This is a genomic window from Actinacidiphila acididurans, from assembly GCF_016918855.1.
In the GTDB taxonomy this organism is placed as follows: domain Bacteria; phylum Actinomycetota; class Actinomycetes; order Streptomycetales; family Streptomycetaceae; genus Actinacidiphila; species Actinacidiphila acididurans.
The window spans coordinates 1-19,166 of the sequence record NZ_JADKYB010000008.1; the positions used below are offsets into that span (position 1 = coordinate 1).

Annotated in this window: 13 protein-coding genes, 2 rRNA genes and 2 pseudogenes; 13 read left to right on the plus strand and 4 right to left on the minus strand. The window is 74.1% G+C overall.

All coding sequences use genetic code 11. The annotated features are described in order from the left end of the window. From ITX44_RS16110 to ITX44_RS42615, 3 genes and pseudogenes are all read left to right on the plus strand, one after another. Positions 1 to 1,173, plus strand: a 23S ribosomal RNA gene (locus tag ITX44_RS16110); the annotation flags it as partial. A 131-nt stretch (positions 1,174 to 1,304) separates the two neighbouring features. Then, a 5S ribosomal RNA gene (gene rrf / locus ITX44_RS16115) occupies positions 1,305 to 1,421 on the plus strand. A gap of 1,328 nt (positions 1,422 to 2,749) precedes the next feature. After that, a pseudogene (locus ITX44_RS42615) lies at positions 2,750 to 3,470 on the plus strand (hypothetical protein); the annotation flags it as partial. Between the two features lie 444 nt (positions 3,471 to 3,914). Here ITX44_RS42615 and ITX44_RS16125 read toward each other — a convergent pair. Continuing rightward, positions 3,915 to 5,254 (minus strand): annotated as a pseudogene (locus ITX44_RS16125) (DUF1015 domain-containing protein). A gap of 85 nt (positions 5,255 to 5,339) precedes the next feature. On the opposite strand from ITX44_RS16125, the gene ITX44_RS16130 reads away from it, so the two are divergent. Further along, a complete protein-coding gene (locus ITX44_RS16130) occupies positions 5,340 to 6,359 on the plus strand; it encodes an HAD-IIA family hydrolase (RefSeq protein WP_205357932.1) in 1,020 nt (339 codons plus the stop codon). Positions 6,360 to 6,542: 183 nt separating this feature from the next. Here the strand turns inward: ITX44_RS16130 and ITX44_RS16135 are convergent, their stop codons facing one another. Next, on the minus strand, positions 6,543 to 7,397 hold the full coding sequence (locus ITX44_RS16135) for a siderophore-interacting protein (protein ID WP_205357933.1): 855 nt from the start codon (positions 7,395 to 7,397) through the stop codon (positions 6,543 to 6,545). Between the two features lie 4 nt (positions 7,398 to 7,401). Beyond that, positions 7,402 to 8,457 carry an ABC transporter substrate-binding protein gene (locus ITX44_RS16140; RefSeq protein WP_307795294.1) on the minus strand — a complete coding sequence of 352 codons (1,056 nt, stop codon included), beginning with the start codon at positions 8,455 to 8,457 and terminating at the stop codon, positions 7,402 to 7,404. A gap of 81 nt (positions 8,458 to 8,538) precedes the next feature. On the opposite strand from ITX44_RS16140, the gene ITX44_RS16145 reads away from it, so the two are divergent. The 3 genes from ITX44_RS16145 (at position 8,539) to ITX44_RS16155 (ending at position 11,751) form a co-directional block, all read left to right on the plus strand. After that, complete coding sequence (locus ITX44_RS16145; protein ID WP_205357935.1) at positions 8,539 to 9,594, plus strand: FecCD family ABC transporter permease; 1,056 nt, start codon at positions 8,539 to 8,541, stop codon at positions 9,592 to 9,594. Continuing rightward, a complete protein-coding gene (locus ITX44_RS16150) occupies positions 9,591 to 10,625 on the plus strand; it encodes a FecCD family ABC transporter permease (protein ID WP_205357936.1) in 1,035 nt (344 codons plus the stop codon). The genes ITX44_RS16145 and ITX44_RS16150 overlap by 4 nt, the downstream gene beginning before the upstream one ends. 217 nt (positions 10,626 to 10,842) lie before the next feature. Beyond that, positions 10,843 to 11,751 (plus strand): ABC transporter ATP-binding protein, encoded by a 909-nt coding sequence (locus ITX44_RS16155; protein ID WP_205357937.1) that lies wholly within the window; start codon positions 10,843 to 10,845, stop codon positions 11,749 to 11,751. Here the strand turns inward: ITX44_RS16155 and ITX44_RS16160 are convergent. Beyond that, complete coding sequence (locus ITX44_RS16160; protein ID WP_205357938.1) at positions 11,699 to 12,046, minus strand: alkyl sulfatase C-terminal domain-containing protein; 348 nt, start codon at positions 12,044 to 12,046, stop codon at positions 11,699 to 11,701. The two genes, ITX44_RS16155 and ITX44_RS16160, sit on opposite strands and share 53 nt — an antisense overlap. A gap of 142 nt (positions 12,047 to 12,188) precedes the next feature. On the opposite strand from ITX44_RS16160, the gene ITX44_RS16165 reads away from it, so the two are divergent. From ITX44_RS16165 to ITX44_RS42620, 6 genes are all read left to right on the plus strand, one after another. Continuing rightward, the gene (locus ITX44_RS16165; protein WP_205357939.1) at positions 12,189 to 13,514 is read left to right on the plus strand and encodes a hypothetical protein; all 1,326 of its coding nucleotides are present in this window, start codon (positions 12,189 to 12,191) and stop codon (positions 13,512 to 13,514) included. Then, on the plus strand, positions 13,507 to 13,920 hold the full coding sequence (locus tag ITX44_RS16170; protein WP_236060762.1) for a hypothetical protein: 414 nt from the start codon (positions 13,507 to 13,509) through the stop codon (positions 13,918 to 13,920). Before ITX44_RS16165 ends, ITX44_RS16170 begins: the two co-directional genes overlap by 8 nt. Positions 13,921 to 13,927: 7 nt before the next feature. After that, on the plus strand, positions 13,928 to 14,734 hold the full coding sequence (locus ITX44_RS16175; RefSeq protein ID WP_307795295.1) for a TlyA family RNA methyltransferase: 807 nt from the start codon (positions 13,928 to 13,930) through the stop codon (positions 14,732 to 14,734). A 59-nt stretch (positions 14,735 to 14,793) separates the two neighbouring features. Beyond that, the gene (locus tag ITX44_RS16180; RefSeq protein WP_205357941.1) at positions 14,794 to 15,735 is read left to right on the plus strand and encodes an NAD kinase; all 942 of its coding nucleotides are present in this window, start codon (positions 14,794 to 14,796) and stop codon (positions 15,733 to 15,735) included. Positions 15,736 to 15,789: 54 nt separating this feature from the next. Then, a complete protein-coding gene (gene recN, locus ITX44_RS16185) occupies positions 15,790 to 17,541 on the plus strand; it encodes a DNA repair protein RecN (protein ID WP_205357942.1) in 1,752 nt (583 codons plus the stop codon). Positions 17,542 to 17,837: 296 nt separating this feature from the next. After that, positions 17,838 to 19,010, plus strand: a complete 1,173-nt coding sequence (locus ITX44_RS42620; protein ID WP_205357943.1) for a hypothetical protein — start codon at positions 17,838 to 17,840, stop codon at positions 19,008 to 19,010. The last annotated feature ends 156 nt before the right edge of the window (positions 19,011 to 19,166 follow it).

Genomic DNA, 19,166 nt, shown 5'->3' on the forward strand with positions numbered 1-19,166 from the left:
TGAGCTGGGGGTGGCCGCAGAGACCAGCGAGAAGCGACTGTTTACTAAAAACACAGGTCCGTGCGAAGCCGTAAGGCGATGTATACGGACTGACGCCTGCCCGGTGCTGGAACGTTAAGGGGACCGGTTAGTCCTACTTCGGTGGGGCGAAGCTGAGAACTTAAGCGCCAGTAAACGGCGGTGGTAACTATAACCATCCTAAGGTAGCGAAATTCCTTGTCGGGTAAGTTCCGACCTGCACGAATGGCGTAACGACTTCTCGACTGTCTCAACCACAGGCCCGGTGAAATTGCAGTACGAGTAAAGATGCTCGTTTCGCGCAGCAGGACGGAAAGACCCCGGGACCTTTACTATAGCTTGATATTGGTGTTCGGTTCGGCTTGTGTAGGATAGGTGGGAGACTGTGAATCCCAGGCGCCAGCCTGGGGGGAGTCGTCGTTGAAATACCACTCTGGTCGTGCTGGATGTCTAACCTCGGTCCGTGATCCGGATCAGGGACAGTGTCTGGTGGGTAGTTTAACTGGGGCGGTTGCCTCCTAAAGGGTAACGGAGGCGCCCAAAGGTTCCCTCAGCCTGGTTGGCAATCAGGTGGTGAGTGTAAGTGCACAAGGGAGCTTGACTGTGAGACTGACGGGTCGAGCAGGTACGAAAGTAGGGACTAGTGATCCGGCGGTGGCTTGTGGAAGCGCCGTCGCTCAACGGATAAAAGGTACCCCGGGGATAACAGGCTGATCTTCCCCAAGAGTCCATATCGACGGGATGGTTTGGCACCTCGATGTCGGCTCGTCGCATCCTGGGGCTGGAGTCGGTCCCAAGGGTTGGGCTGTTCGCCCATTAAAGCGGTACGCGAGCTGGGTTTAGAACGTCGTGAGACAGTTCGGTCCCTATCCGCTGTGCGCGTTGGAGTCTTGAGAAGGGCTGTCCCTAGTACGAGAGGACCGGGACGGACGGACCTCTGGTGTGCCAGTTGTTCTGCCAAGGGCATGGCTGGTTGGCTACGTTCGGGAGGGATAACCGCTGAAAGCATCTAAGCGGGAAGCCTGCTTCGAGATGAGGACTCCCACCCCTTTGAGGGGGTAAGGCTCCCGGTAGACGACCGGGTTGATAGGCCGGATGTGGAAGCATCGTAAGGTGTGGAGCTGACCGGTACTAATAGGCCGAGGGCTTGTCCTCAGACGCTCGCGTTCACTGTTTGGTTCCCGGGTTGCGAACAGTCGCACCGGTGAACTGATAGCTCAACTGAAAAGTGTGCTTGTTCGCTCGGACTCTGTCGAAGCCCTGCATTGAGGGCGACCCGATAGCGTTTCGGTGGTCATAGCGAAAGGGAAACGCCCGGTCACATTCCGAACCCGGAAGCTAAGCCTTTCAGCGCCGATGGTACTGCAGGGGGGACCCTGTGGGAGAGTAGGACGCCGCCGAACAATCTTTCTGGACCCTTGGTCCTGGCCTGAGCGCTGGGACCAAGGGTCCTTCTTTTTTCTCCCGAAGCGCACGCAACCCCGCGGCAGCGGGAGACTTGCAGTACAGCAGTACGAAACCGACAGGAGTCATGCCGATGTCCAACTCGCCCGAAGACCGGCCGGAGCGCGGCGGTTACCGTCGCGAGGATCGGCGTGACGATCGTGCCGGCGGCCCGCGCCGTGATGACCGCGGTGGCTCCGGCTTCCGCCGGGACGACCGCCGTGACGGCGACCGGCCACGCTACGACCGCCCTCGTGACGATCGCCAGGGCGGTGGCTTCCGCGGCGGTGACCGTGACCGTCCCCGCTCTGACCGATCTGACCGTCCGCGGGACGACCGGCCTCGTGGGCCGCGTCGTGAGGACGACCGCGGTGGTTCCGGCTTCCGTCGTGACGATCGCCGGGACGACCGCCCCCGTGGCCCCCGCCGCGACGACGACCGTGGCGGATTCCGCCGTGACGACCGCCAGGGTGGCGGTTTCCGGCGTGATGACCGCGGTGGTTCGGGCTTCCGCCGGGACGACCATCGGGATGGGGACCGGCCGCGCTTCGACCGCCCCCGTGAGGACCGGGACTTCCGTGGTGGCGACCGCCCCCGGGACGACCGCCAGGGCGGTGGGTTCCGCGGCGGTGACCGTCCCCGTGACGATCGCCAGGGCGGTGGGTTCCGTCGTGACGACCGTCGTGACGAGCGCCCCCGCTTCGACCGGCCGCGCGACGACCGTCCCCGTGGGCCGCGTCGTGAGGACGACCGTGGTGGTTCCGGCTTCCGTCGTGACGATCGCCGGGACGACCGTCCCCGTTACGACCGGCCGCGCGATGACCGGCCGCGCGACGACCGTGGCGGCTTCCGTCGTGACGACCGGCACCGTGAGGACAGGCACCGTGATGACCGCGGTGGTTCGGGCTTCCGCCGGGACGACCGTCGGGATGGGGACCGGCCGCGCTTCGACCGCCCCCGTGAGGACCGGGACTTCCGCGGTGGCGACCGCCCCCGGGACGACCGCCAGGGCGGTGGGTTCCGTCGTGACGATCGCCGGGACGAGCGCCCCCGCTTCGACCGGCCGCGCGATGACCGTCCCCGCGATGACCGTCCCCGCGATGACCGTCCCCGTGACGACCGGCCGCGCACGCCGCGCCGGGACGACGACCGGGGCGGCTTCCGCCGGGACGACCGCGGGCCGCGGCGCGACGGCGGCCGGCCGTCGTACGGGCGTGGAACGGTGCAGGGACGCGGGCGGTTCGAGCGGCGCGGCGGCCGGGACCAGCGCTCTGACGAGCGGGAGCCGGTGAAGCGGCTGCCGATCCCGGACGAGGTGACCGGGCTGGAGATCGACCCGAGCGTGCGGCAGGAGTTGAGGAGCCTGCCCAAGACGCTCGCCGACGACGTGGCGCGCAACCTGGTGATGGTCGCGCAGTTGCTGGACGAGGACGCCGACCGGGCCTATGCGTACTCCCGGGTGGCGCTGCGCCTGGCGTCCCGTGTCGCGGCCGTACGGGAGGCGGCGGGCTTCGCCTCGTACGCCACCGAGCGGTACGCCGAGGCGCTGGCCGAGTTCCGGGCGAGCCGGCGGATGACCGGCACGGTGGACCTGTGGCCGGTCATGGCCGACTGCGAGCGCGGACTCGGCCGTCCCGAGCGGGCCCTGGAGATGGCGGGCGCGCCCGAGGTGCACAAGCTGGACAAGGCCGGCCAGGTGGAGATGCGCCTGGTCGCCGCCGGAGCCCGGCGGGACCTGGGGCAGGCCGACGCCGCGGTGGTGACCCTGCAGAGCCCGGAGCTCGCGTCCAGCGCGGTGCACCCCTGGACCGCCCGGCTGCGCTACGCCTACGCCGACGCCCTCCTCGCGGTCGGCCGGGAGAACGAGGCGCGCGAGTGGTTCGCCAAGGCCCTGGAGGCCGACCACAACGGCACCACCGACGCCTCCGACCGGCTGGCCCAGCTCGACGGCGTGGAGTTCGTCGACGCCTTCGACGAGGAGGAGGCCGAGGCCGCCGAGGCGGAGGAGCGCGTCGAGCCGCACAAGGACGACGTGGACGACGACCGGGACGATGACGCCGACGACTCGTACGACGACTTCGACGATGACGACGAGGACGAGGACGAGGACGCGGAAGACGCGGCCGACTCCTACGACGACGAGGACGAGGAAGACGAAGAAGACGATGACGCGGACGACGCGCGTCACGACCGGCCGCTGCGTGCCGAGGACGTACCGGGCGCCGACGACCTGACCGATGAGGCCGACCCGACCTCGTTCCTGGACGCGCCGTTCCGTGAGCCCGCCCACCGCGACGCCCGTGACAAGGACGGCGACAAGGACAGCGGCAAGGACGCCCCCGACGCGGGCGCCGACGACTGATCCGTAACGGCCGGAACACCCGGTCGTGAATCGCCTCCGGGGCGGTATCCGCGTGACATCGCGGATGCTGCCCCGCGGCGTTGGCGGGTGCTCAGCCCGGCTCCAGGCTCCGCATCACCAGCCCGGTGGCCGGTTTGGGGCCGAAGGAGGTGGACTTGCGCGGCATCATCACGCCCTGCCGGGCCAGGTCGAGGACGACCTGCTCGGCCACCGGGTGCATCAGGACCGCGGTGCCGCCGTGGCGTTCGGCCAGGGCGACGGCGGCGGTGGCGTCGTGGATGTAGCGGATGTGCTCGCCGTCGTCCGGGACCTGCCAGAGGTGGTCCAGCAGCAGGCCATGCAGGACCGTCGCGTCCAGCCGGCGCCAGGGGTCGGGGCGGCCGGCGGGCAGACGGGCGGCGAGGGCCGCCGGGTCGGGGCGGTCGAGCAGGTGGTAGCCGTCGCCCGCCAGCAGGAAGGCGTTGCTCTCGGCCGCGGCCTCGGCGAGGGTGACCAGCGCGCGGTCGAGCGATTCGGCGAGCGGGCGGACCCGGAAGACCGTACGGGCCGCCTCCAGCGCGGTGTGCGGAGGCAGCGCGGGCAGCACCCGGTGGATGGCGCGCACCCGCAGCGGATAGCGGGCGGTGTCCACCAGCAGCACCAGGCCGTAGTCCCACGGGGTGCCGGCCGGGTGGTCGGCCTGGAGCCGGCGGTAGGTGGCCCAGCGGTGGTGGCCGTCGGCGATCAGCGCCTGGCGGTGGGTGAGGTCGGCGCCGATCGCGGCCAGGTCGGCAGGGTCGGTCAGCGCCCACAGCCGGTGCCGTACCCCGTCGTCGGTGGTGGTGGACAGCAGCGGCGCGGCGGCGCCGGCGGTGCGGTCGACGATGCGGGCGGTCGCGTCGCCGTCGCGGTAGGCCAGCAGCAGGGGCTCCAGGTTGGCCGCGGTGGCCCGCATCAGGGCGGCGCGGTCGGCGACCGGGCCGGGCATCACGTCCTCGTGCGGGAGGACGACGCCCTCCTCGGGGGCGGTCAGCCGCAGGGCGCCGATCACGCCGCGCTGGAGGTGCTCGCCGTCGAGCTGTTCGTAGACGTAGAGCGCGGGCGACGGGTCCGTGGCCAGGACGCCCTCGCGGCGCCAGCGGGCGAGGGTGCGGGCGGCGGCTCGGTGCCGGTCGCCGGGCGCGCCGGTGCCGGCGGTGGCCGGGGCGGCTTCCGGGGTGCCGTTGTCGGGCGGATCAGCCGGACCACGTTGTACGGGTCGGCGGTCGCCAGCCGGCGCCGGCCCTCGGGGCGTACGACCACGTCGTACGGCGGGGAGGTGACCGCGGCGAGGCTGCCGATGCGATCGGGCACGTAGCGCAGGCCGCGGAACGGGACGAGGCGCAGACCGCCGGCGCGGGGTGGGCTGCCGGGGAATTCCGGTCCGCTCGGGTCAGGAGCTTGTGTGCTCATCCGCGCATGTTATGTCCGGGTCGGGCGCGGCGGCGGGCATGGGGGATGATCGATCGAGCGACGAGACCTGAGGAGCGAGTCCCCGATGACCCTGCGGACCAGTCCGAGCGGCAGTGACCGAGCGCCGGCCGAGCGGTACGACACGGCGCTGCTCGACCTCGACGGCGTGGTGTACGCCGGCGGCGACGCGATCGACCACGCCGTCGATTCCCTGGCGGCGGCGCGCGAGCGCGGGATGCGGCTGGCCTACGTGACGAACAACGCGTCCCGTACGCCGGACACGGTCGCCGCGCATCTGAGTGAGCTGGGTGTGCCGGCCGAGCCGAGCGAGGTGGTGACCTCGGCGCAGGCGGTGGCGCGGCTGATCGCCGAGGACGTGCCCGCCGGGTCGAAGGTGCTGGTGATCGGCGGGGACGGGCTGGTCGAAGCGGTGCGCGAGCGCGGCCTGGAGCCGGTCTTCTCCGCCGACGACGCGCCGGTCGCGGCGGTGCAGGGCTTCTCGCCGGACCTGCGCTGGGCGCAACTGGCGGAGATCTCCTACGCGGTGCAGCGCGGGGTGCCGTGGTACGCGTCGAACACCGACCTGACCATTCCCAGCGGGCGGGGCATCTCGCCGGGCAACGGGGCCGCGGTGGAGGTGGTGCGCTTTGCCACCGGCGGCAGCCCGAAGGTGGCGGGCAAGCCGCTGCCGCCGATGCACCGGGAGAGCGTGCTGCGGACCGGGGCGCGTACGCCGCTGGTGGTCGGCGACCGGCTGGACACCGATATCGAGGGGGCATACGCAGGCGGGGTGGACTCGCTGCTGGTGCTCACCGGCGTGACCCGGCCGGCCGCGCTGCTGGCCGCCGAGCCGCGGCACCGGCCCACGTACGTGTCGGCCGACCTGCGCGGCCTGCTCGCGCCGCACCCGCCGGTCGAGGCGGAGGACGGGTCCTTCCGGTGCGGGGGGTGGACAGCGGCGGCCGACGACGACGGGCTGACGGTCGACGGTTCGGGCGACGCCCTCGACGGGCTGCGGGCGCTGTGCGCGGCGGCCTGGACGTACGCCGGAGAGGGCACGTGCACGCTGGACGCAGGGCCGGCGCTGGGGAAGCTGGGCTGGTGAGCCGGTCGTAGCGGGCAACCCCGGCGCAATGGCGTCGCCGTTGGACGAGGCATTGCCGACGCAATGGAACTGCGCGGTCAACGGCCGACGCAATGCCGACGCAACAGTGCCGTGGTCAACGGCCGACGCAATGGCGACGGGTTGCGTCGGCCGGCCCCGTCGCCCGGTGCGGCGCCCCGGCCGTCAGGCGCGTGCGGCCCGGGCCGCTTCAGCCAGCAACTGGTCCTCTGTGGTGCCCTGCCGCCAGTAACCCGTGAAGGTGACGGCGGGGCGCCGGAAGCCGCGGTCGCCCAGCAGGTGGCGGCGCTGGGCGCGGACCGCGGCGGCCTCGCCGGCCAGCCAGGCGTAGGGGGCGCCGGCGGTCAGGTCGGCCGCGGCGAGGGCGGACAGCGGGCGGCCGGTGCGGTCGGTGCCGTGCGGGGGGCGGATCAGCCAGTGCAGTTCGGCGTCGGCCTCGGTGGGCAGCGGCAGGCGGTCGTCGGGGTGGGCGACCTCCAGGAAGGCGCGTACGGGCAGGTCCGCGGGCAGTGCGGCGAGGATGCCGGCGACGGCGGGCAGCGCGGTCTCGTCGCCGGTGAGCACCACCAGGTCGGTGCCGGGCGGCGGGCGGAAGTCGACGCCGCCGTTGTCGGTGCGGACCGGGGCCAGGACGCTGACCTTGTCGCCGGGCCGGGCGCGGTGGGCCCAGGCGGAGGCGGGGCCGAGGTCGCCGTGCAGGGCGATGTCGAGGTCGAGTTCGGGCGGGTCGGCGCGCAGGCCGCGCAGGGTGTAGGTGCGCATGACGGCACGGACGGCGGGGTCCATGGCGCGCCAGCGGGAGTACCAGTCGGTGTCCAGCGGCTCGGGCAGCACGGGCGTGTTGTCCTGGCCGGGGCGGGGCAGGAAGAGCTTGAGGCGCTGGTCGTGCCCGCCGCTGACCACGCGGGTCAGCGACGGGTCGCCGAGGACGATCCGGACCAGCGAGGGGGACAGGTGCCGGACGCGGACGACGGTGGGGTGGAAGAAGGCGTAGGGCGGCTCCGGGGCGGTGTCCGTCACGGCGTCAGCTCACCTTCTTCGCGGCGGACAGCGCCTTGGTGAGCGCCTCGATCCGGTCGGCGCACTTGGCGTACGAGAAGATCGGCTCGCTGGGCCAGCCGGTGACCTGGCCTGCGGCGACCGCGGGCAGCCGGTTCCAGGTGGGTTTGCCGGTCAGGTCCTTGGGCTGGAGGGTGGCCGTGCGGTTGTCGAGCATGATGACGTCGGCCTTGTACTTGTCGGCGGTCTCCCAGCTCAGCGTCTCGAAGAAGCCGCCCTGCACCTTGTTCGGCACGACGAAGTCCACGCCGAGGCCGCGGTAGTAGGTCAGGTCCGCGGCCGAGGAGGGGGTGGAGACGTAGAAGGAGTCGGCCGCGGCGGAGGCGGCCATGACCTTGATGCCGGCGGCCCGGGCGGTCTTCGCGGCGCTGCGCAGGGCGGCGGAGGCGGTGTCGAAGCGGGTCTTCTGGGCGGCGTTGGCGGTGGAGGCGAGGTCGGCGCCGAGCGCGGCGGCCAGGTCGGCGTAGCGGCGCAGCGGGGTGGTCAGCGGCACTCCGGCGACGTCGATGCCGACGCTGGGGGCGATGGCGAGGACCTTCTTGGCGCTCTGGTCGGGGACGTACCACAGGGTGGGCGGCTGGTAGATGTGGCTGATGAGCAGGCCGGGGGACAGGGCCGCGTACTTCTCGACGCCGAACTCGCCCCAGGTGTTGCCGAGGACGGTGAGCTTGGTGACGTCCAGGTCACCGGCCTGCGCGTCGGCGCCGCCGCCGGCCAGGGTGGTGGGGCCGAAGACGCCCGCGCATTCGACGCCGTAGTCGTGCAGTGCGGCGGCGGCGCCGACGTAGGCGACGAGGTTCGCGGGCCGGTGGGGCAGCCGTACGGTCTGCTTGCGGTCGTCGGTGAAGGTCCAGGGGCCGGTGGCGGTGTCCTTGGCGGGGGCCGCGGTGGGGGCGGGGCCGTCGGAGGAGGAGCCGCAGGCGGACAGGAGCGCGCCGAGGCCGAGGGTGCCGCCGGCCGCGAGGAGTCCGCGGCGGGACAGGGGCAGTCCGGGTGCCGGAGTGGATCGGGGGGAGCGCACGGGAGTGGATCGGGAGGAGTGCATGGCGAATTGCCGCTCTGCTCGGAGTGGTCAAAGCTAGGTTAGGCTAACCTAAGTCGCGTGCTGGTCGATCACAACTCCCCGCCCGTGCCGCAGGAAGGCGCCGCGCCGCCCGCCGCCCCCTCTCCGAACGCCCGCCGGGCCGCCGGACTCCTGCTGGCCGTCGCCCTGCTGGTCCTGGTCACCGCCGCGAGTGTCGCCTTCGGCGCCCGGACCGTCCCGCCCGGCCATGTGCTGCACGGCCTGTTCCACTCCACCGGCACCGACGACGACGTGGTGATCCGCGATCTGCGGGTGCCGCGGACGCTGCTGGGCCTGCTCGCCGGCGCTGCACTCGGCATGGCCGGCGCCTGCATGCAGGCCCTGACCCGCAATCCGCTGGCCGACCCCGGGCTGCTCGGCGTCAACGCCGGCGCCGCCGCGGCCGTCGTCACCGCCATCGGCTTTTTCGGCGTCACCTCCCTGACCGGCTATGTGTGGTTCGCGCTCGCCGGGGCCGCCGCCGTCTCGGTGCTGGTGTACGTGATCGGTGGCAGCCGCTCGGCCACTCCGGTCCGGCTCGCGCTGGCCGGCACCGCGGTCACCGCCCTGCTCCAGGGCTGGACCAGCGCCGTCGAACTCACCCATGGCGCCGCCCTGGACCGCATCCGGTTCTGGCAGGTCGGCTCGCTGGCCGCCGCCGACGTCGGCACGGTGCGGCACATGGCGCCCTTCGTCGCGGCCGGCGTCCTGCTCGCCCTGGCCGTCGCCAGGCCGCTGGGCGCCCTCGCGCTCGGCGAGGACACCGCGCGCGGCCTGGGCGCCCGCCCCGCCCTCACCCGCCTCGCCGCCATGGCCGCGGTCACGCTGCTGTGCGGGGCCGCCACCGCCGCCTGCGGGCCCATCGTCTTCATCGGGCTGGTCGTGCCGCACGCCGTGCGCCGGATCACCGGGCCCGACATGCGGTGGGTCCTGCCGTACGCGGCGGTGCTCGCGCCGGTGCTGCTGCTCGGCGCCGACGTGATCGGCCGCCTGGTCACCCGGCCCGCCGAGCTCCAAGTGGGCATCGTCACCGCGGTCCTGGGCGGCCCGGTGTTCGTCGCACTGGTGCGCCGCGGCAAGGTGGCCGCCCTGTGACCGCCCGCGTCCTGCGCGCCCGCCGCCTGTCGGTGCGCGTCGAGCCGCGTACGGTCCTGGTCTGTGCGGTCCTGCTGCTGGCCACGCTCGCCGTGTCCGTCGCCCTGGTCGGCACTGGTGACTACCGCATCGCGCCCGCCGACGTGCTGCGGGCCGTGATCGGCGGCGGCACCCCAGGACAGCGCTTCGTGGTCCGCGAACTGCGGCTGCCGCGCGTGGCGGTGGCGCTGCTGGCCGGCGCCGCGCTCGGCACGGCCGGCGCCGCCTTCCAGACCGTCAGCCGCAACCCGCTGGGCAGCCCCGACGTCATCGGCTTCGGACAGGGCTCGGCCGCCGGCGCCCTGGTCGTCATCGTGCTGATCCACGGCTCCTCGGCGAACACCATCGCGGCGGGCGCGGTGGTGGGCGGGCTGCTCACCGGTATCGTCGTCTACCTGCTGGCCTGGCGCGGCGGCGTGCACGGCTACCGGCTCGTCCTCGTCGGCATCGGCGTCTCCGCGGTACTGGCGGCCGTCAACAGCTACCTGCTGGTCAAGGCGGACTTCGTGGACGCCGCCCGGGCCGTGGTGTGGCTCACCGGCTCCCTCGACGGCCGCGACTGGACGCAAGTGAGGCCCCTGCTGGCCGCCTGCGCGCTGCTGCTGCCCGTGCTGCTCGCCCAGAGCCGCGCCCTGCGCCTGACCGAGATGGGCGACGACACCGCGTCCGCGCTGGGCGTGCGCGTCGAACGGGTGCGGCTGGTCACGGTCCTGGCCGCCGTGCTGCTCACCGCGGCCGCCACGGCCGCCTGCGGTCCGGTGCCCTTCGTCGCCCTCACCGCGCCGCAATTGGTCCGGCGCCTCACCCGTACCCCTGGTGTCGCGTTGGTGCCGTCCGCGCTCATGGGCGCGGCCCTGCTGGTCACCGCCGACTTCGCCGCCCAGCGCGTCTTCGGCTCCGGCCGTCTCCCGGTCGGCGTCGCCACCGGCGTCCTGGGCGGCGGCTATCTGCTGTGGCTCCTGGTCGCCGAACGACGGGCGGGCCGCACATGAGACCCGGCCGGCACATCGCCGAACCGCTTTGCCGATACGTCGTCGCGTACGGCGACCTTTATGCCGGACGGCACCTCTGCCGGATTGCGGTCGCGTACGGCCGTACGTCGCTGTGCCGACACATCGACTCGGCCGGCCCCCGCGGCGCCGGCCACTCCACCGGCCCCGGTACGCCAACCCCCGCCGTCCAGACGGCCCGACCGCACGGGAGCACCGTATGACCCCCGGAATCCAGCCACCGGCCGACAGTGCCGGACCGTCCGGTCCGGGCCTTGCTTCCGGACCGGAAGTGGACTCCGGGCGGCTGCGGGCCGAGGCCGTCACCCTGGCGTACGACCGGCGCGTCGTCGCCGAGGACCTGTCGGTGACCGTGCCCGACGGGTCCTTCACGGTGGTCGTCGGCCCCAACGCGTGCGGCAAATCGACATTGCTGCGTGCCCTGGCCCGGCTGCTGCGGCCCGAGCGCGGCCGGGTGCTGCTGGACGGGCAGGCCATCGGCTCGCTGCCGGCCAAGCAGGTCGCGCGGACCCTGGGGCTGCTGCCGCAGACGTCCGTGGCGCCGGACGGCATCACCGTGGCCGACCTGGTGGCCCGCGGCCGTTATCCGCACCAGGGGCTGCTGCGGCAGTGGTCGCGTCACGACGAGCGGGTCGTCGCCGAGTCGATGGCCGCGACCGGGGTGAGTGCGCTCGCCGGCCGCCCGGTCGACGAACTGTCCGGCGGGCAGCGGCAACGGGTGTGGATCGCCATGGCGCTGGCCCAGCAGACACCCTTGCTGCTGCTGGACGAGCCGACCACGTACCTGGACATCCAGCACCAGATCGAGGTGCTGGAGCTGTGCGCCGACCTGCACGAGCGGGGCGTCACCCTGGTCGCGGTGCTGCACGACCTCAACCAGGCCGCCCGGTACGCCACCCACCTGATCGCCATGCGGGACGGGCGGATCGAGGCACAGGGGCCGCCCGCGGCGATCCTCACCGCCGACCTGGTCGAGCGGGTCTTCGGCATACGCTGCCGGGTCATCGAGGACCCGGAGAGCGGTACCCCTCTGGTGGTGCCGGCCGCCCGCCGCCCTACAGGAGCGAACGCAGCCGCAGCGCGTCCCGCAGACTCGCCTGCACCTTGACCCGTCCGGCCGCCCACGCCTTGGCGAAGGACAACTCGCCCGCCACCAGGGCCACCAGGTCGTCGCCGGTCATCGACAGCCGGATCTGCGCCTTGTCCACGGGCGTGCCGGGCACCTCGATCACGTCCTGGATGCCGCCGTCGGCCAGCCGGCCGGTGAAGGTGATGTCCAGGTCGGTGATCCGGCAGCTCAGCGAGCGGTCCAGGGCGGCCGCCGCCTTCGCGTCGCCCTCCGCCCGGGCCAGTCCGGCGGAGAACCGGTCGAGCGCGCTGCGGCACTCCTCGACGGTGGCCATGGCGTGCGTTCTCCCCGGGTCGTGCGGTGCGTTCGGATGACGGTACCGCAGGGCCCAGTCATGGGGGTGCCACGGCGGGAAGGGGTAGCGTCGTGACCACAAGGTCACCATGACGTCAACGGCGAGGCGAGGAGTGAGAGCGATGCGGGACGCCCTGCGTACCTGCCTGCAGATCGCGGGCGGTCTGACCGAGGCCGCCCGGCGCCGCACCACCGAGGCGGCCCGTGACCTGCTGGACCAGGCCGGGATCGATGTGGACGCGCTCCAGCAGCGGATCGGCTCGGCGGTCCCCGCCGAGGTGCAGACCCTCGCCGACGAGGTGGTCGCCTCCGGGCGCGCCAACCGCGACCTGCTGGTCGGCCTGGTCCGCGAGGAGGTCGACAAGACGATGACCCGGGTCGGCAAGCTCGCCGACGAGGTCACCAAGGTCGGCGTCGTCCTGGAGATGCTGGAGCGGCGAATTCGCGGCACGGAGGCGGGCGGCGCCGAGGAGAAGCAGCCGCCCGCCGAACCCGGGCCGGCCCTGCGCGTCCAGCACGTGGCGGTCGAACCCGAGCCGGAGCCCGAGCCGAAGGAGCGCCCGGCCCCCGCCAAGCGCGCCGCGTCCGCGCCCAGGCCCGCGGCGGCCACCACGACCGCCAACCCTCGGCGTACGACCGCGACCAAGGCGACGAAGCGCACCCCGGCCGCCGCCCCCGGCACGGCCGGCGTCGAGGCCACCGGCGCCGGGGCCACCGTACGGAAGGCGACGCCCGCCCGCGCTCCCAAGCGGACCACCTCCGCGCCGGGCACCACCGCGACCAAGCGGGCGGCCGCCGCCAAGAAGGCGCCCAGGACGGCGAAGGCCGCGAAGTCCGCGACCGCCGCAAAGGCGGCGGCCACGACCCCGGCGAAGAAGGCGGCGCCCGCGAAGAAGGCCGCGGCCAGGGCCGCGGCGAAGAAAGCCGCGCCCGAGGCGGCGGTCACCGCTCCCGCCAAGAGCGCGGCAGCGCCCACCAAGAAGACGGCAGCCACGTCGGGCGCGGCGAAAACCGCCGCCAAGAAGACGGCTACCGGTTCCGCGACAGCGACCCCCGCCGAGAAAACCGCGGCCAAAAAGGCGGCTCCGACGGCTCCGGCGAAGAAGGCCGCCGCCAAGAGGGCCACCGCGCAGAAGACGGCGGCGAAGAAGACCGCCACGGGCGAGGCGCCGGCCAGGAAGACGGCCGCCAAGAAGACGGCCGCGAGTGGAGCCGGGAGCAACCCGGGCACGGGAAACAGCAGCAGCGGCAGCAGCGGCACCGCGCCGGCGAAGACCGCCGCCAGGAAATCCGCCGCCAAGAAGACGGCTACGGGCGGCGCCGGGAACGGCGCGGGCACGGGAAACAGCGACACCAGCCCCAACACCGACGGCTCCGGCACCGCCACCGCGCCCGCGAAGGCCGCCGCCAAGAAGACCGCACCGAGTCCGGGGAACGGCGATGAGTGAGCCCTACGACCTGCTGTCCGGCCGCGAGGCGTCTGTCCCGCACCCCGGACGTCCCGGGCCGGCCCCCGAGGCGGCGCTGGTGCCCGGCGCGCGGCCGGCGCCCGGCAGCGGGGCCGGACCCGACGCCGTACCGCGGCCCGCGACCGCACCCGAGGAGCCGGGGGAGCCCGCCGAGAGCGCCGCCGGAACGGGCGCGGCGGCGGACGCGGACGCCGTGCCCGGGCAGGCGGCGCCGGAGCCGCTGGGGGTGGCGCTGGGGGCGACGGGGAACGCCGAGGTGGACCTCGCCGTTGAGCGGTTGCGGGACGCCGACCGGCTGCCCGTCGACGGGCACATCGAGGTGTACGAGGATGTGCACCGGGGGCTGCGGGACGTGCTCGCGGCCCTGGACGAGAACAGGGGCTGACACGCAGGTGGCACGACGCCGACTCGACGCCGAGCTGGTGCGCCGGAACCTGGCCAGATCGCGGGAGCACGCGAGCCAGCTGATCGCCGCGGGCCGGGTGACCGTGGGCGGGTCGACCGCCACGAAGGCGGCGACCCAGGTGGAGACCGGCGCGGCCCTGGTCGTGACCCGGGACGAGGCCGAACCGGAATACGTATCACGCGGCGGGCACAAGCTGGCCGGCGCGCTGGCCGCGTTCGTCCCGCGCGGCCTGACGGTCGAGGGGCGCACCGCGCTGGACGCGGGCGCCTCCACCGGGGGCTTCACCGACGTGCTGCTGCGGGCCGGCGCCGCCGGGGTGATCGCGGTGGACGTCGGCTACGGCCAGCTCGCCTGGTCGCTGCAGAACGATCCGCGGGTCACCATTAAGGACCGCACCAACGTACGCGAGTTGACGCCCGAGGCGATCGACGGCCGACTGGCGGACCTGGTGGTCGGCGACCTGTCGTTCATCCCGCTGGGTCTGGTGCTGCCCGCGCTGGTGCGGTGCGCGGCGCCGGACGCGGACCTGCTGCTCATGGTCAAGCCGCAGTTCGAGGTGGGCCGGGAGCGCCTGGGCAGCGGCGGGGTGGTGCGCAGCACGGCGCTGCGCGCGGAGAGTGTGCGCAAGGTGGCCGGGCAGGCCGCCGAGCTGGGCCTGGGGGTGCTGGGGGTCACCGCCAGTCCGCTGCCCGGTCCGTCCGGGAACGTGGAGTACTTTCTGTGGCTGCGCGCCGGCGCGCCCGCGCTGGACCCGGCCGACGTGGACCGAGCTGTGGCGGAGGGGCCCCGTTGACGAACGTGACCGACGTGACCGAGGCGACTGAGGTGCCTGAGCCGACTGGGGTGTCCGAGATGTCCGAGGCGCCGGCCCCGGTGGAGCTGGCCGAGGGCTGCGAGCCGCAGGACCGCACCGTCTTCCTCCTCGCCCACACCGGGCGGCCCGCGGCCGTCCGCAGCGCCGAGCGGGTCGTGCTCGGCCTGATGCGGTGCGGCATCGGGGTGCGGCTGCTGGCCGGCGAGGCCGCCGACCTGCCGCTGCCGGACAAGGTGGAGCTGGTCGAGGAGATCGGCCCGGCGGCGGTCGAGGGCTGCGAACTGATCATCGTCCTGGGCGGCGACGGCACCCTGCTGCGCGGCGCGGAGTTCGCCCGCGCCTCCGGGGTGCCGATGCTCGGCGTCAACCTCGGCCGGGTCGGCTTCCTCGCCGAGGCCGAGCGCGACGACCTCGACAAGGTGGTGGACCGCGTCGTCACCAAGGAGTACGAGGTCGAGGAACGCATGACACTCGATGTGCTGGTCCGCACCGACGGGCGGATCGTGCACACCGACTGGGCGCTGAACGAGGCGTCGGTGGAGAAGGCGTCCCGGGAGCGGATGCTCGAGGTCGTCACCGAGGTCGACGGCCGGCCGGTCTCGCGCTTCGGCTGCGACGGCGTGGTGTGCGCCACTCCCACCGGCTCCACCGCCTACGCCTTCTCCGCCGGCGGCCCGGTGGTCTGGCCGGAGGTGGAGGCGCTGCTGATGGTGCCGATCAGCGCGCACGCCCTGTTCGCCAAGCCGCTGCTCACCTCGCCGCGCTCGGTGCTGGCCGTCGAGGTGCAGCCGGAGACCCCGCACGGCGTGCTGTGGTGCGACGGCCGCCGCACCGTGGAACTGCCGGCCGGCGCCCGCGTCGAGGTGCGCCGCGGCGCGGTCCCGGTCCGGCTGGCCAGGCTCCACCACGCCTCCTTCACCGACCGCCTGGTGGCGAAGTTCGCCCTGCCCGTGGCGGGCTGGCGCGGCGCGCCCGTATAGGCCGGCGGCGGATCCGCGGGGGACGGCCGTCGCGCCGGGCGCCGCAAACCTCGTATGGTCGTATCCGTGTTGGAGGAAATGCGGATCCGGTCGCTGGGAGTCATCGAGGACGCCGTGGTGGAACTGTCACCCGGGTTCACGGCGGTGACCGGTGAGACCGGTGCGGGCAAGACCATGGTCGTCACCAGCCTGGGCCTGCTGCTCGGCGGGCGGGCCGACCCCGCCCTCGTGCGGATCGGCCAGAAGCAGGCCGTGGTCGAGGGCCGGATCGTCCTCGACCAGGGCGCGCGCGCCCTGGTGCGGGCCGAGGAGGCGGGCGCGGAGCTGGACGAGGGCACGCTGCTGATCAGCCGCACCGTCTCCGCCGAGGGCCGCTCCCGCGCCCATGTCGGCGGGCGCGGGGTGCCGGTCGGGCTGCTCGGCGAACTCGCCGACGACCTGGTCGCCGTGCACGGCCAGACCGACCAGCAGGGCCTGCTGCGCCCGGCCCGGCAGCGCGAGGCGCTGGACCGGTACGCCGGGGACGCGGTCGCGGCGCCGCTGGCCAAGTACGCCGCCGCCTACCGGCGGCTGCGCACGGTCGCCGCCGACTTGGACGAGCTGACCACCCGGGCCCGGGAACGCGCCCAGGAGGCGGATCTGCTGCGGTTCGGCGTCGAGGAGGTCGCGGCGGCCGAGCCGCAGCCCGGCGAGGACGCGGAACTGGCCGCGGAAGCCGAGCGGCTCGGCCACGCCGAGGCGCTGGCCGCCGCAGCCACGGCCGCGCACGCCGCCATGGCGGGCAACCCCGAGGACCCCGAGGGAGTGGACGCCGGCACCCTGGTGGCCGGCGCCCAGCGTGCCCTGGACGCGGTCAGCGCCCACGACCCGGTGCTGTCCGCGCTGGCCGGCCGGCTCGGCGAGATCGGCATCCTGCTCGCCGACGTGGCCGGTGAACTGGCCGGATACGCCGACAACCTGGACGCCGACCCGCTGCGGCTGGCCGCGGTCGAGGAGCGCCGGGCCCAGCTCTCGCACCTGGTGCGCAAATACGGCCAGGACATCGACGCGGTGCTGGCCTGGGCCCAGCAGAGCGCCACCAGGCTGCTGGAACTGGAGGGCGACGACGACCGGATCGCCGAGCTGACCGCCGAACGCGACGCGCTGCGCGGCGAACTCGGCACCCTCGCCCAGGAGCTGAGCGACGCCCGGGCCGAGGCCGCCGATCGGTTCGCGGCCGCCGTCACCGCCGAACTCGCCGAACTCGCCATGCCGCACGCCCGGGTCACCGTCGCGCTGCGGCAGACCGAGTCGCCGGAGCCCGAGCACGGCATCGAAGTCGGCGGGCGCGCGGTGGTCTTCGGGCTGGCAGGCGCCGACGAGGTCGAGCTGCTGCTCGCCCCGCACCCCGGCTCCCCGGCCCGGCCCATCGCCAAGGGCGCGTCCGGCGGCGAGCTGTCCCGGGTCATGCTCGCCGTCGAGGTGGTCTTCGCCGGCTCCGACCCGGTGCCCACCTACCTCTTCGACGAGGTCGACGCCGGTGTCGGCGGCAAGGCCGCGGTCGAGGTCGGCCGGCGGCTGGCCCGGCTGGCCCGCACCGCCCAGGTCGTGGTCGTCACCCACCTCCCGCAGGTGGCCGCCTTCGCCGACCGGCAGTTGCTGGTGGAGAAGACCAACGACGGCTCGGTCACCCGCAGCGGCGTCACCGTCCTGGAAGGCGAGGCCCGGGTCCGGGAACTCTCCCGCATGCTCGCGGGGTTGGAGGATTCGGAACTGGGCCGGGCCCACGCGGAGGAACTGCTGGAGGCCGCGAAGGCAGCACGCTGAGCCGGAGCGGAAATCCGTCGCCATGACGGCGCGAAAGGCGCCGGGGCGGTGGGCGGGCGACGCGTACGAAGCGGCGGTCGCGCGAACGTGCCGGTGGCGCGGGCGGGCGGGTACGCCGCGTCGCGCATGTCGTACGCCAGCCGCGGGCGGTGCCGCCGCCCGCGGGCCGGGAACAGCCGGGCCACCGGCGGAACCCGTGGCCCCGGTCGCCCGTCCTGGAGGCGGGAAGGCCCGCCCTGGCGGCGGGAAGAGCCGTGCGTCCCGGCCGGGGCGCACCACCTCGGGGAGGCAGACGGGTGAGCAGAGGGCGGCGGTGGACCCGCCGGGCCGGGCGGATCTCGGTGGGCCTGGCCGCGGCGGGGGCGACCCGGGCCGCGTACCGATCGCTGCGCAGGAGGCCGCCGGCCGAAACCGGCGCCTGGCTGCGGGTGAGCGACGCCGGGCGCGGCGTGGAGCTGTTCGGCGGGCTGGCCGTGGCCGGTGGCGCCGCGGCCGCGATCGGCGGGGCCGGCGGGGTGAGCGTGCGGGCCCGGCTGGCCGCCACCGGCGCTGCCCTGGTGGCCGGCCTGTGCGGCGCCTATGGCGATCACCGTGCCGCCGCGGACTCCTCCGGCGATCACGACGGCCACGGGTCGGGCGGCCTCGGCACCTACAGCGGCGGAGGCACCGATGGGCGCGGCAATTACGGGGGGCAGCGGTCCGGCGTTTCCGGCGCCCATGGCGGCGGGTTCGGCGGGTTCCCCGGGTTCGGCACGTCCGGCGGTTCCCGCTGGGGCAGCCGCAAGGGCGGCCGACGCGGTGCCGTCTTCCTGCGCCCGCCCGGCGGCCCGTACGCCTCCTTCGTCACCGGTTACGCGCCACCCTTCGGGCAGGGCGGGTACGGCCGCCGACGCAGCCGTGCGTACGCCGCGCGCGGCGGCTCCGGATCCCCGGCGGGGCTGCGGGCGCAGCTCACCGCGCTGGGGGAGGGGCGGCTGACGTCCGGCGGGGTGAAACTGCTCGGCATCGGGGCGGCCGGGCTGGTCGCCGGCACGGTGCTCAAGGCGAGCCCGCTGGACCAGGTGCTGACCGCGGTGGTGATCGCGGGCGCCGCGCACGGGGTGAGCCTGCTGGACGGCTCGCCCGGCCGGGCCGCCAAGGCGGTGATCGCGGCCGGGGCACCCGGCCTGCTGCGGCACGGCCCCGGGGCGGTCCTCGCCGCGGCCCCGGTCGGCGCTGCGGCGGCGGCCCTGCGCGACGGGCTGACCGAACGCACCCGGCTCGGCCAGGCCGGCGCCCACGCGCTCGGCGCCGCCCTGGGCGCGGCCATCGCCGTCGCCAACGGCCGCCCCGGACTGCTGCTGCACGCCACGGGCGTGGTCGCCCTCACCGCGGCCGGCGACCGGATCGCCACCCGAGGCAAGTTGTGGAATGCCCCCGTCTTCCGGCAGGTTGGTCCCACAGGCCTCTCTGCTCACCCGTTCGGGTGATCCCTGTTCCGGGTGGGCGGGCCCGAGCGCGCCCGCGACCGCGGGGCCCCGCCCACGACCTGGCATTCTTGACGGGACGTCGCAGGCCCCGGCCGGTGCCGGCGGTCGGCCGGCGCCGGACCCGCACCCGTCGCACACTCAGGAGCCGAACCCCGC